Origin of the sequence: Yinghuangia seranimata (genome assembly GCF_029953285.1) — a bacterium.
In the GTDB taxonomy this organism is placed as follows: domain Bacteria; phylum Actinomycetota; class Actinomycetes; order Streptomycetales; family Streptomycetaceae; genus Yinghuangia; species Yinghuangia seranimata.
Genome location: NZ_JASAOI010000023.1, coordinates 215,390 through 228,011 on the forward strand (window position 1 = coordinate 215,390; position 12,622 = coordinate 228,011).

Sequence of the window (12,622 nt, forward strand, 5' to 3'; positions counted from 1 at the left end):
GACCGCTGATGCGCACACACCACCGACACGACCACCACCACGGCCGGGGCGCCGGCGCGGCCGTGACGTTCGTCGACCACGTGGGCCCGCACGGGGCCGTGGTCCGGTGGGGGTCGCGGCGGCACCGCAAGCACCAGCGGCCCGCGACCGGGTCGACGTGGTGGGCGCCGCACGCCCGCGGCTGGTGGATCGCGGTGCTGTTCGCCGTCGGGTCGGCGCTGTTCGCGGTCGGGTCGATTCCCGCCTACTCCGACGCGGTCGGGGCGCGCTGGGACACCGTGACCTACTTCGTCGGATCGCTGTTCTTCACCTCGGCGTCGTTCCTGGCCTACCGGGAGGCGGTCGACGCCGCCCCGGCGGCGCGGTACCCGGCGCACGGGCGCGTCCTGGTGTGGCAGCCGGGCCGGATCGACTGGTGGGCCACCGCGGTCCAGCTGGTCGGAACGGTGTACTTCAACGTCAGCACCGGCGTCGCGATGGGCGCCGACCTGTCCGCGGCGACCGCCCACCAGCACGTGTGGCGGCCCGACGCGATCGGCTCGGTCTGCTTCCTCGTCTCCAGCGTCCTGGCCTGGTACGAGGCGTGCCACGGCTGGGCCGCGTGGCGTCCGGCGTCCTGGGCGTGGTGGATCACCCTCGCCAACCTGGTCGGGTCCGTCGCGTTCGGCGTCTCCGCCGTCGCCGGGTACGTCGACCCGGTCACCGGCCAGGTCCGCAATGCGGCCGGCGCCGACGCGACGACCCTGATCGGCGCGATCTGCTTCCTGGTCGGCGCGGTCCTGCTGCTCCCGGAACGCACCGAGGAGACGCGCGCCGCGCAGGCGGAGGCCGCGAGCCGGTGACGAGGGCCCCGCGGGCGGCGGTCCGACGGCCGCGCGCCGCCACCGTGCCGGCGGGCCGCGGCCCCGGCCACCTGGTCACCCGCTGGCGCCGGCCGTCGCCGAGGACTGCGGACGGGCGGCGGCCGCCCGGCGCTTCGCCAGCATCGTCGCCAGGTACGTCACCAGCACCGCGATCGCGACGCCCGCGAAGGTGAACGCCACGCGCCGGGCCTCCTCGGCGAGGTCGGTCGGGTGCGGCATGCCCTCGGCGATGAGCACGGTCGCCGCGACCGCGGCGACGTACCAGGTGTAGCCCACGGCGCGGATCGCGCCGGCGAGCCCGCCCACGATGACGATGACGACGCCGAGCGCGATCTTGTTGTCGACGGCCAGCAGGAACACCGACGCCACCACGGCGCCGATGATCGCGCCGGCCAGGCGCTGCAGCGCGGTCACGGTCGACTGCTGCAGGCTCGGCTGCATCGCGATCAGCGCGGCCACCGGCATCCAGTCGGCGTTGTCGAGGCCGAACCCGAACGCGATCGCCACCGCGGCGGCGACCGCGACGGCGCGGATCACGCAGTACAGGACGACCGGCCGGGACAGCGGCACGGGTGTGGTGTCGCCGGGCAGCAGTTCCGCGCCGGTCTGCTGCCGGTCGGAGCGGCCGGTGGCCAGCCACATGACGCCGATCCACCCGATCATGACCGCCGAGCCGATCGCCCAGGCCGCGGCCTGCGGCCAGGCGCCGGTGTGGACGTGGTCGGCGGCGTAGCCGCCGGGCAGCGCGACCGCGATGAGGAACCAGACGTTGAGCAGCAGCGCGGCGGTGAACCGGTGCTTGCCGTATTTCACCGCGAGGCTCGCGGCCAGCGTGACGGCGAACGCGCCCAGCGTCACCCACCCCCACGCCTGGGAGCCGAGCCAGTAGCCGAACGCCGTGAGCAGTGCGCCGGCGGCGGTGACGCAGGCCAGCCGTGGCGCCCGGTAGCCGTATCGCCCGCCGGGGTCGCACAGGCCGGTGAACAGCGCACCGAGCGCGACGCCGACGAAGTACTTCTCCTCGCCGAGCGCGCCCAGGACGATCAACGGGAGCAGCATCACCAGCAGGACGGAGACGCCCCGGCGTAGGTTGAAGCCCTGCCGGTTGATCGCGAACACGTCCGCCAGGCGGATCTCGGTCATCACGGAACACCTCCGCACGGTTCGATGACCGGCTCGGGCTCCTCGGGATCCCGGCCGTGCAGCGTTCACGGGCGGACGGAGCCCTCCCTGCGAGCGTCTCCCGCGCAGCGCCCGCGCGCGACTTTTCCCGGGGCGGCCCCGGGGCGGCCCCGGGCGGCCCTGCGGTGTCGTGGACGCGGTCGGGCGGTTCCGCTGCGCCACACCGGACGGATCGCCGGATTTGTCGCATATCGCGCCTAGGGTGGGTCGCAACGCGGCCGGAACGGGAAGAGCGGCCCCGTCCGGGCCGGGAGGCCGCATGACGTCACGGGCTTTCTCCAGCATGCGGGCGCGGGTCTGCGTCCTGGCGTCCGCGGTCGCGCTGATCGGCTCCCTGGCGGGCTGCGGTACCCACCGTCAGCACACGCCGCAGCCGAGTGCCTGGCGCAAGGTCATGGCCATGACCGGCCCCGACGGCGAGGTCTCCAAGGAGATGGCGCTGGCGGCGTTCGCCACGGTGTACGGGCCGCTGCCCGGAGTTCCGCCGGTCTCCGGGGAACGCAGGGAGCTCACGTCGGGGTCGACCGCGCTGCGCTGGATCGCCGCCAAGTGGCAGGAGATCACGCCCGAGCAGCGGGCCGCGGTCAGTGACGCGATCGGGCGCGACGAGCTGCCGGACGACACGGATACCGGCGGCACGAAAGGCACGGCCCGTCCGCTCGGGACGCCTGGCGACTTCCCGAACGACGCGTCCTGCCCGAAGGCCAACCCCGGCAGCGCCGCCTTGAGGAAGGAACTCGTCGGCTTCTGGGCGACTCTCGCACCGACCCTGGGGCTGAAGACCGTCGCGCCGAACTTCGGTGCCTGCGTCTCGGCGAAGCAGAAGACCCTTTCCCCCAAGCCGGGTTCCGGGGCGGGGCCGGTGGTCGTCCAGGCGGACGCGTGGGCCTGGGTCGCCGGCGGCGTTCCACAGTGTCAGATCACCTTCTACCCCGCGTTCTTCACCTCCGGCAACGAACGCTTCGCGACCATGTTCCACGAGCTCACCCACTGCGCCCAGGGGCTGGTCGTCACCCCCCGGAAGGCGTACGAGAACATCCCGGCCTGGGTGCTGGAAGGGCTCGCCCGCTGGGTCGAGGGCAAGCTGGTCGGACACTCCGCGGACTACGCCGCGCTGTGGGAGACGTACCTCCGCGACACCGGCACGCCGCTCAGCAGGCAGTCCGATGAGGCCATGGGCTTCTGGTGGGAGTTGGACTACCGCGGCGTCGACGTGTTCAACCGCTTCGTCCCGGTGGTCAAGGCCTCGGCCGACGTGGTCGACAGGCGCGACGCCGCGGCGTTCACCGCGGCGTTGGGTGCCAACGCCGACGACATCCGGCAGAGCTGGCCCGCCAGTTACACACGCGACGCCGTGCGCGGTGCGCCGTGGACGACGAAGGGCGCGGACATCACCGGTACCAAGGCGACGCTCGGTCGGCCGTCGCCCGTCGCCGACGCCCAGACCGGCAGGATCACCTCGGGGCGGTTGGGCGTCGAGCTGACGGCCCTGGACGTCAAGGCGGAGGTGCTGCAGTTCACCGAGAAAGGGGGCAGCAGCCCGTACGGCCGGTTCGGACCGGGCACCACCGGCGACTTCGTCTTCCCCCAGGCCCTGACGACGGTGTTCTGCACGCTCGGATCGGCCTGCACGTGCCCCAGCGACACACCGGGGGCGGGCACCCGGTTCCAGCCCATCGCGAAGGGCCACGCGTACCTCGGCATCACCGGGGGCGTCAACACCGCCACCCTCGAGTACTCCGGCACGAGCCTCAAGGCCTTCTGCGGTCCGCGGAAGGAGAAGCCGCCCGCCGGCACCCCGGGCGCCGGTCAGGGGCCGTTCCCTCCAGGGCCCGTGCTCGGCTGCCAACCGCCGAACCCGCGGCCGCAGTCGCGCCCGGCCCCCGCGGGCACCGTGGGGCGGGCGGTTCCCCTGTCCCCGTCGGCCCCGTTGCGTGAGGGCGAGAGCTGCGGCACCGGTGGCAGCAACGGCGACCCGCACCTGGTGACGTTCGACAATCTGCGCTACGACCTGCAGTCCGTCGGCGAGTTCACCCTCGCGCGGTCGTCGGACGACGGGCTGCTGGTGCAGGCCCGGCAGAAGGCGTACCCGGGCCTTGCCACGGTGAGCGTCAACAGCGCGCTGGCCGCCGATGTCGCGGGGGACCGGGTGGGCCTGTACCTGACGCCCCACCCGGAGGTGGTCGAGGCGCACCTGAACGGGGCCGTGGTCACCCCGCCCGCCGGCGACACCGCGCTGCCGCACGGCGGGGTGCTGACGAAGCTCGGCGAGGGCACCGCGACGCTGTACAGCGTCACGTGGCCCGACGGCAGGCGCCTGCACGTCTCGACCGTCGGCGCGTTCGGCCTCAAGGCGGACGTGGTCGTGCCGTCGTCCCGGAAGGGCCGGATGGAGGGCCTGCTGGGGAACTTCGACGGCGACCCCGGCAACGACCTGGACCTCGGCGGCGGTCGGACGCTGACGGTTCCCGCCGGGCCCGCCGACCTGCACGGGGCGTACGCCGACCGGTGGCGCATCACGCAGGAAGCCTCGTTGTTCGACTACGGGCCGGGGGAGTCGACGGCGACGTTCACCGACCGCGGCTTCCCCAAGCCGGTCACCGCGCTGCCGGGACGCGACCAGGCCGAGGCGACGTGCCGGGCCTCGGGGGTGACGGACCCGCTGGTCGTCGAGGAGTGCGTCCTGGACGTGGCACTGACCGGGCGCCCCGAGTTCGCCGCCGCGGCCGCGGCGCAGCAAGCGTTCCAGACGGCCGTGCGGCGCACCGAGACCACGGCCGACGGGACGCCGGTTCCGCCCGAATGCCTCGCCGCCGAGGGCGACGTCTCCCGCGCCCTGTTCGATGTGAAGATCGGGGACACGATCGGGGCAGGCGGCGCCGTTCCCTGCGCCGGCGCCATGCCGTCCGGTTCCCCCTTGCACGAGCTGGTCTTCGCCGGCGAGGCCGGGCAGACGGTCACGCTCACCCATGTGCCCGGCGGCGACTGCCGCCTCCAGTGGCGGCTCTACCAGGACTTCTACGACCCCGACCAGCCCGTTCCCGTGCCGCCGCTGCTGGGCCCGGTCTCGGTCTGCGAGGACCTCGGCGCGGTCACGCTCCCGGGGAGCACGCTCTACGCGATCGTCGTCGAGAACCCGGACCCGGCGATCCCGGGAACGTACGGGTTCACGCTCACCGCCGGGTGACGCCGCCGCGGGCGCGGCCCGCGGCGGCGCCGGAGGTCGGCTAGGCCAGGTGCCGGGCGAGGAACCGGGCCGCGGCGTCGCCCGCGTGGTCCGGGGTGCCGGTGTGACCGCCCATGTTGGCGGTCAGGGTCTTCTCCTTCGAGCCGAAGGCGTCGAACAGGTCCAGGGCCGCCTGGCGGTCGTTGTGCTCGTCGTCCCACTGCAGCAGGACGTGGAGGGGGACGGTGACCCGCCGGGCCTCCTCGACGATGCCGCGCGGGACGACGCTCCCGGCGAACAGCACGGCGGCCGCGATGCGCGGTTCGACCGCCGCCATCCGGACGCCGAGGGAGACCACCCCGCCCGAGTACCCGACGGGGCCGCCGATTTCGGGCAGCGCGAGGAGGGCGTCCAAGGCGGCCCGCCATTCCGGGGCCGCCTGGTCGACGAGCGGGAGGACGAGGGCGTCGACGACGTCGTCGCCGACCGGCTCGCCGGCCTGCACGGCCCGGCGCAGGTCGGCGCGGGCCCGCTCGGCGTCGGGCAGGCGGGGCCGGTCGCCGCATCCGGGGAGTTCGAGGGCGGCCGCGGCGAAGCCGTCCCCCGCGCAGTGCCGGGCCCGGGCCGCCAGCCGGGGGTGCATCGTCCGCAGCCCCAGTCCGCCGGGCTGGCCGAGCAGGACCAGCGGGGCCGGCGCCGCTGCGGTTGCGGAGGCGGGCGTCCACAGGACGCCGGGGATGCCGTCGAGGGTGAAGTCGCGTTCCAGGACGCCGTCGTCGAGGCGCTTCTCGGAGGTGAATCGCATGGTCGTGCCCTTCGGGAGTTCGCGTGAAGCGGCGCTCCCGGACGACCTATCGCCCGACCGTGACCCCGGAGGGGAGCACCCATGTCGTTACTGCGTTCACGGGTACCACCTCCTCGTTCTCTCGCACGGCCTCCGGGACGGTAGCAGCGGCCGGCCGTGGTCCGCCAACGGGTTTCCGCGGGTGGCCGTCCGGCCACGGGTGCCGCCGTCGGGGGCGCTGCGCCGGGAGGAGGAATGTCGCGCGTGTCCCCGGGCCCGTCCCGCCGGGCTCGGGTAGACCGGGACGGGCCCGTACGAGCGTGGAGGAACGTCATGGACCAGCCCGGGAACCCGTCCCCTCGAAACCTGCTGTCCCGCCGGACGCTGCTCGCCGGGGCCGGGGTGGCCACGGCGGCGGGCCTGGGCGTCGCCGTGCCGGCGGAGGCCGTGTCGGGGACGCCGGTCCCCGAGCCGTGCCTGACCGCGCGGCAGCAGGCCGCCCAGCGGGTGGTGTTCTCCTACCCCGGCACCACGGTGCCGCAGAGCCTGCTCGACCTGATCGCCGCGGGCCTGTGCGGCGGGGTCATCCTGTTCGGCGAGAACGTCTCGAGCCTGAGCCAGGTCACCGCCGCGGTGGGGCTGATGCACGAGGCCAACGCGAGCAGCCCGGTCAAGGCGCCGCTGCTGGTGATGACCGACCAGGAAGGCGGCAAGGTCCGCCGGCTGCCCGGCGGGCCGGTCCCGACCGCGAAGCAGATCGGCGAGTCGCCCGACCCCGCGGCGGCCGCCGCCGACGCCGGACAGGTCGCGGGCCGGCTCCTGCGCGGCGCGGGACTGAACGTCAACCTGGCGCCCGTGCTCGACGTCTTCCGCACCCCGGGCGACTTCGAGGACCAGTTCCAGCGCTCGTTCAGCATGGACCCGAACGTGGTCGCGCTCTGCGGCCGCTCCTTCGTCGCCGCGCAGCAGGACGAGCGCGTCGCCGCCACCGCCAAGCACTTCCCGGGCCTGGGGCCCGCGACGGCCCAGCAGAACACCGACCTGGGCCCGGTCACCCTCGGCACCTCGCGGGCCGACCTGCGGCGCATCGACGAACTCCCGTACGACGCGGCGGTTCACGCGGGCGTGAAACTGGTCATGCTCTCCTGGGCGGTCTACACCGGCCTGGACCCGGAGCTTCCGGCGGGCCTGTCCCCGACGGTCATCGACGGGGAACTCCGCCGCCGGCACGGCTTCCACGGCGTCACCATCACCGACGCCATCAACGCCGGAGCCCTCGACGCCTTCGGCACGCCGCCGCAGAACGCCGTCACCGCCGCGGCCGCCGGGATGGACCTGATCCTGGAGGCCACGCGCGACGTGTCCAACGGCCAGGCCGTCGTCGACTCCCTGGCCGCGGCCCTGACCGACGGCACCCTGAACCGGCACCGGTCCGACGCGGCCCTCCACCGGATCCTCCAGCTGCGCGCCACGCTGGCCTGACGGCTCCGCCGCGCGGCGGGTTGACGGGGCAGAGCGGGACATATCGGTCAGGATGGGGGCGGCGGCGATCCGAGGCACGGGACGGACGATCCGTACGGGTGCCGGCCGGGTTCGTCCGGCCTTCGTCGACGGCGCCCCGCCCCTGCGACCCCGGAGGCTCAAACGACTCGGTTCAGCCGCGAAGTGTTCGTGCGGACGGCGACGTTCTGGCTCCGGCCGGCGTTCGCGCTGCGCGTGGTCGGCAGGTTCCAGCGCCTCGTCGGCTTCGACCGCTCCATGGCGCTGTCCTCGGCCGCGCTGACGGCGATGGTGCCGTTGGCCGTCCTGTTCAGCGGCGTCGTGTCCCGGCTGGGCGGCAAGGACACCGCCGAACGGCTCATCGACCGCTACGGCCTCACCGGGGACGGCGCCGACGCCGTGCGCCACCTGCTGACCTCGTCGACCGAGTGGACCACGCTGGGGCTGTTCGGGGTCGCGTTCCTGGTCATCTCGGTGCTGAGCTTCGCGCGGGCCGCGCAGCGGCTGTTCGAGCAGAACTGGGAGCTGGAGCCGCTGAGCGTCCGCAACACGGTGAACGGCCTGAAGTGGATCGGGCTGCTGGCGGCGGACGCCGCGCTCAGCGGCTGGATCCACGCGGCCCTCGGCCACAGGCCGTTCGAACTGGCGGCGGCCCTCGTGGTGGCGCCGCTGACGGCGGTGTTCCTCGTGTGGAGCGGCCGGCTGCTGTCCGCCGTCCGGATCACCCCGCGCGACCTCCTGCCGTTCGGGGTGATCGGGGCGGTCGCGCTGACCGGCTACTCGGTGGCGATGAGCGTGTACATGCCGCGGCTGTTCAACTCCTCCACGGCCCGGTACGGGGCGATCGGGGCGGTGTTCGCCATGCTGTCCGCGCTGTTCGGGGCGATGTTCGCGGTGGTGGCGTCGGCGGCGCTGGGCGCGGAGGTCCGCGAGGAGCTCGACAGGATCGGCCGGGGCGAGCGTCCGCCGGACGACGAGGTCCGCAAGGAATGGGACACGGTGCTCGCGCAGGCGCGCTCCCGCTGGGAGGCGACCCGCGGCCCGGCCGTGGTCGGACGCCTGACCCGGAAGCACTGAGCGCGGGCGCACAGCCGGGTGGCGACGCGGCGCTTGAGCGCCGACGCGACGCCCGCGACGGTGTTGTCGCCGGCGACCCCGGGATCGGAATTCCGCGTTCCGGACATCCTCCGAACCTCAGTTTTCTCTCAAATGCGATTCCCGGTCGAGTTCGCCGTCGCTAGCCTGCCTGCACGCCGCAGTACCGAATCAACAACGGGAAAAGGCGCGGTCCGAGGTCTGACTTTTCCGGCAAAGCCGGTACGGGGAGCGCGATATGTGGGCACCGGGAACGGTATTCGGCGGCCGGTACACCCTCGTCGAACTGATCGCCACGGGTGGCGTGTCGGCCGTGTGGTGGGCCGACGACGCCGTGTCCGGGCGCCGGGTCGTGCTCAAGGTCGTGCATCCGGTGCTCGGCGGGAAGGCCGTGGCGGCGGCGCAGTTCCACGGCGAAGCGCGGCTCTTGGGATCGTTGGAGCACCCCGAGGGTGCCTACGTCGGCGGCGCCGGGCGGGCCGGCGGCAGCCCCCGTACCCCGTATGTCGTGGCGCAGTTCGTCGACGGACGGACGCCTGCCGCGCAGGCCACCGCGAGCGGCCCCCTACCGTACGAGCGGATCCCCGAGGTCGTGGCCCACTCGTTGGAAGCGCTGCACATGGTGCACCGACCCGCCGTCGCGGACCGCCGGGCCGTCGCGCACCGCGGCGTCGAGCCTCTCGCACCCGCGCCGCTGCCGCTCCACGGCGCCGCGCGCCGCTCTCCCCGCAGGCGCCGCAGGGCCGTTGCCGCCCTGCCCGCGGCGGCGGCGATCGCCGCCACCACGCTGTTCGCCGTGCATTCCTGCACGGTCGACGGCTCCCGTGCGCCGCGGGCCGACCAGCCGATCGCCCAGCAGCCGGTCGTGCCGGGTCCGGCCGTACCGCGGACGACACCACCGGCCGACGCCGCCACGCCGACGGGACCCGGCTCTTCGCCGTCCACCGCGTCCGGAAGCCCCGGTCCCGCCGGGCCGCCCGCACCGGTATCCGGCGGGCAGCCGCCGACGGGACCGGCGACGCACACCGCGCCCACCTCGGGCGCAACGCCCGCCCGCGGCACGCCGGGCGGCGGTAGCGGTGCCGGTAGCGTCCGACCCTCGGCACCGCCGCCCGCGGGTCCCGCCGCCGCGCAGCCGCGCCCGACCACCGCGGCTCCGGCACCTGCCGCCGCGGCGACGCCGTCCGACGCGTTGACCACGCACCTCGGGCAGTGCCTGGACGGCATGGGCTCCAGCCTCCAGGAGACCCTCGCGTACTGCATCGCGACGCCCCCGGCCCAACCGTGGTCGATTCCGTGACGCGGCGCGGCCGCGTAGGGTACGCGGCCGCTTCCGAGCCGTCGTGGAAAAAATTGACCTGCGCGGGATATCGAGGGAAATCCGCATTCCACGCAAGCCGGCTGTGAACACACGCCACCGGCCGACCGCACAATTGCGTGGCCGATACGGACGCCCGATTCCGTTTCGCAGTAACGTTCCTCCACCCTCGGAACGATGAATTCCGGTGCCCTGAACCTCAAATCACCCTCAAGTGTAATTCTCGCTTACATCGGCTCGGCGTAGCGTCGCGGACGTACCGCAGCGTCGATCCGGCGCGTGTGTGACCGTTGTCGAAGGGACGCCGCACATGGGATCTGGACAGCACACGAAACGCCGCCCGGTCAGGAGCGGCCGGATGGCCGCCGGGGTCGTCGTGGCGGTGTCGGTGATGCAGGTGGCGCAGGCCGCCACAGCGACCACCGCCCACGCGGACACTCCGTCGAACCAGCTTCCGCCGGGCGAGAGTCCGGAGCCCGGCTGGTCCGACGAAGTGCAGCGCTGGATGAACGACAACATCCCGGTGCACCCGGACGCGGTGCCGCCCACCGCGCGCGCGTACTGGCCCCAGAAGTTCCTCGCGTGGGTCCTCACCAAGACCGTGGTGGACGGTCCGATCCCGTTCGGCATTCCCACCACCGAGCACGGCGCCTGGGGGCTCGCCAAGGACATCGCCAGCGCCACGGCCTCGTGGGTCGGGGAGCGGGCCAGGACCAAGGCCGAAGAGCGCGCGGCGGCGCGCGAGATCGTCGCGGCACGGAGCGAGGCGTTCACGAACTACCTCGAAGAGCTGAACCGCGGCCCGGTCGGCCCTCAGAGGCTGGGCGAGTACATGGTGGCCGACGCGTTCTACCAGGGGCTTCCCGAAGAACTCCGGCACGTGGAGATCAACGAGTTCGCGCGGAGCCTCGTGAAGGAGACCGTCACCGGCATCGACCGGATGGCCCCGCCCGGGGAGTTGAAGGCCGGCGCGGATGCCGCCAAGGCCCGCTGGGACGAGGCGGCGCGGGACGGGACCATCACGGACGTCCACGACTACGAGCTGTTCAAGGCGACGAAGGCGACGCAACCGGGGGTCAAGGCCTCGGACATGACGCGCGACAACTACATGGACTGGCAGGAGGCCCGCTACCGGGAGCAGGTCCCCGGTTACCGGCCGCCCGGTTTCAAGGGGCCGGGCGGGTCAGGCGGATCAGGTGGGCCCGGCGAGGGCGGCGACCCCGCGGGTCGGGGCGGCGGCACGGGCCCGAAGCCGTTGGGGCAGGGGCCGTCCGGGGGCGCGGCCCCGGGGAACTCGGGGAAGGGCGGGCGCGGCGGCAAGCCGTCCGGCGGCTCGGGGGCGGCGAACCCCGATCCCGGGCGCGGCGGTTCCGGCGGTTCCGCCAAGGGCGGCCCGGCGGCGAACGAGGCCGGGCCCGGCACGGCGAAGCCCGGCGGCGCCATGGGCGACCCCGCGGCGGGAGACCCGGTGCGTGCCAACGGCACCCCGGAGGCCGGCCCGGGCCGGCCGCCCGCCGGCAAGCCGACCGGGTCCGCCCCCGAGAAGGCGGGTGCCTTGGCCGTGGAGAAGCCGGGCGTCCCGGCCCTGGAGAAGCCCGTGGGTCCGAGAGCCACGCCGGGGAGCGCCCTCCCGCGCGAGGGCGCGTTCGTCAAGGGCCTCAAGGTCGGCGTTCGCGACAACGCGATCGCCACGGCCATCCTCATCGCGTTGGAGCGTGCCGACGGAATCTTCACGTCGGACTACCAGAACTGGGTGGTCCGTCGCGCCCTGCAGGATCCCGCGTTCGCGAGCCGCTACCTGGCGCAGTACCGGCAGTGGGAGTCGCTGAACTGGGCCCAGCGGACCGCGGACGAACTGGAACACCTGGTCGACGACGGTCTGTACAACATCGACAAGTCCGCGTTCACGCCCGAGATCATGCACTTCATGATGGACGCGAACGCGTATTGGGAGCAAGTCCAAGGCGACTTCAGCCTCGACCCGCTGGACCCGCGCGTCAGCGCCCTGCCGTACTACGGGGGTGCGCAGACCACGGACGCGCTCAACCGGTACACCATCGACAAGTTCGGCCACTGGAGCGACAAATCGGCGGTGCAGTTCCCCGTCGAGCGCGTCGCCCCACCGCGGGCCGCCCCGCCCGCGACCGAGCCCGAGGATTCGAAGCAGCCGCAGGGGCAGCAGCAGGCCCCTGCGTTCCTCAAGCCCGGCGCCGCGAGTCCTGCGCCTGCCGAGCAGGCACCCGCGAAGCCGGGTCCGGCGAAGCCGAACTCGACCCAGCACTACGCCCAAAGCCAGAACGCCAAGACCGGCCAGTACCGCGCGCCGAGCAAGCCCACCGTGGTCCCGAACAGCATCGTCCCGGGGCGCGCCAACAATGATCCGACGCGTGGCGGCTCGTCCTCCGGCGGCAACCGCCTCGGTGAGGGCAGCCACCCCTCCACCGGAGGCAACGGAGGCAACGGCTCGGGCGACGGGGCCGGCGGTTCGTCGGGTGGGACGGGCATGTCGACTCCCGGCGGCGGCACGGGCGCCGGCTCGGGCGGCGACTCGGGCACCGGCAACGGCGGCGGCTACAGCAACGCCCCGAGCGACCCGGGCCCCGACGTCGCGCAGGGGAACATGGACCGGCACACCGGTCCGTTCGGCGAGGGCGGACACACCCCGCGCGGAGCGGACCCGGAGACCAGGGTGTAACCACGGACTCCCCTCGGGC

At 73.8% G+C, this 12,622-nt stretch carries 8 protein-coding genes; 6 read left to right on the plus strand and 2 right to left on the minus strand.

Translation table 11 applies throughout. From position 1 onward, the window contains the following. Window positions 1-8 precede the first annotated feature (8 nt). Complete coding sequence (locus QI554_RS16380) at window positions 9-842, plus strand: hypothetical protein (protein ID WP_281470702.1); 834 nt, start codon at window positions 9-11, stop codon at window positions 840-842. A 75-nt stretch (window positions 843-917) separates the two neighbouring features. Here the strand turns inward: QI554_RS16380 and QI554_RS16385 are convergent, their stop codons facing one another. Then, the gene (locus tag QI554_RS16385) at window positions 918-2,006 is read right to left on the minus strand and encodes an FUSC family protein (RefSeq protein WP_281470703.1); all 1,089 of its coding nucleotides are present in this window, start codon (window positions 2,004-2,006) and stop codon (window positions 918-920) included. Between the two features lie 298 nt (window positions 2,007-2,304). Between QI554_RS16385 and QI554_RS16390 the strand changes: the two genes are divergently transcribed. Next, entirely contained in the window at window positions 2,305-5,232 is a 2,928-nt protein-coding gene (locus tag QI554_RS16390) for a VWD domain-containing protein (protein ID WP_281470704.1), read from the plus strand. A gap of 40 nt (window positions 5,233-5,272) precedes the next feature. Here QI554_RS16390 and QI554_RS16395 read toward each other — a convergent pair whose 3' ends face one another. Beyond that, window positions 5,273-6,016 carry a dienelactone hydrolase family protein gene (locus QI554_RS16395; RefSeq protein WP_281470705.1) on the minus strand — a complete coding sequence of 248 codons (744 nt, stop codon included), beginning with the start codon at window positions 6,014-6,016 and terminating at the stop codon, window positions 5,273-5,275. 312 nt (window positions 6,017-6,328) lie between these two features. On the opposite strand from QI554_RS16395, the gene QI554_RS16400 reads away from it, so the two are divergent. The 4 genes from QI554_RS16400 to QI554_RS16415 all read left to right on the plus strand — a co-directional run bounded on the left by QI554_RS16400 (window position 6,329) and on the right by QI554_RS16415 (window position 12,603). After that, window positions 6,329-7,477, plus strand: coding sequence for a glycoside hydrolase family 3 N-terminal domain-containing protein (locus QI554_RS16400; RefSeq protein WP_281470706.1), 1,149 nt, complete (start codon window positions 6,329-6,331; stop codon window positions 7,475-7,477). Between the two features lie 189 nt (window positions 7,478-7,666). Next, on the plus strand, window positions 7,667-8,572 hold the full coding sequence (locus tag QI554_RS16405; protein WP_281470707.1) for a YhjD/YihY/BrkB family envelope integrity protein: 906 nt from the start codon (window positions 7,667-7,669) through the stop codon (window positions 8,570-8,572). Between the two features lie 256 nt (window positions 8,573-8,828). Next, on the plus strand, window positions 8,829-9,890 hold the full coding sequence (locus QI554_RS16410; RefSeq protein WP_281470708.1) for a protein kinase family protein: 1,062 nt from the start codon (window positions 8,829-8,831) through the stop codon (window positions 9,888-9,890). Window positions 9,891-10,266: 376 nt separating this feature from the next. Continuing rightward, a complete protein-coding gene (locus QI554_RS16415) occupies window positions 10,267-12,603 on the plus strand; it encodes a hypothetical protein (protein ID WP_281470709.1) in 2,337 nt (778 codons plus the stop codon). The last annotated feature ends 19 nt before the right edge of the window (window positions 12,604-12,622 follow it).